The organism is Gluconobacter sp. P1D12_c, from assembly GCF_018812105.1.
Lineage (GTDB): Bacteria > Pseudomonadota > Alphaproteobacteria > Acetobacterales > Acetobacteraceae > Gluconobacter > Gluconobacter oxydans_A.
On the sequence record NZ_JACSIQ010000267.1, the window covers coordinates 1 to 538 of the forward strand.

Annotated in this window: 1 protein-coding gene; it reads right to left on the reverse strand. The window is 55.3% G+C overall.

All coding sequences use genetic code 11. The features are described 5' to 3' along the window. Positions 1 to 338, reverse strand: a 338-nt coding sequence (locus KP705_RS21755; RefSeq protein ID WP_215765060.1) for a recombinase family protein, incomplete at its 3' end; no start/stop codon positions are given. Between the last annotated feature and the right edge of the window lie 200 nt (positions 339 to 538).

The following is a 538-nucleotide window of genomic DNA, read 5'->3' on the forward strand; positions in this document are numbered from 1 at the left end:
ATGTTGAAGAACAACTTGCCCATTGGAGCAGACGGATCGTGAATTCTGTTCCCAAGTTGAAGCTTCAAGCCACGGGATGCCAGGCTGTCGCCAATAAGCCGTGCATCAGGGACAGAGCGGGCCAGTCGATCAAGCTTTGGTACGACCAAAGTATCGCCACTACGAACAGCCGCAAGTGCCTGGTCAAGGCCGGCCCTTTCCCGGTTCGTGCCGGTGAAGCCCTTGTCGGTGTAAATACGATCGGCAGAAACACCGAGTTTGAGCAGTTCCTGATGCTGGGCCGCGAGATCCTGTTTGTCCGTCGAGCAGCGGGCATAGCCGATCATTATGTGTGTCATACGGGAAAGTGTAACGTATAAGGCCCCWTGACTGCAAAACATATGGTACCACCTTTATGAGACACAGCACACGGCTGTATTCCATGACGTGTTGCACTTGTCCGGGACAGTCCGTCCAACGATCCCCTTCCGGACACATGAAGGAGACATCCGATCATGGCGCGGCGCCGTCTTCTGACCCGTGAAGCTCTCGCCCGACA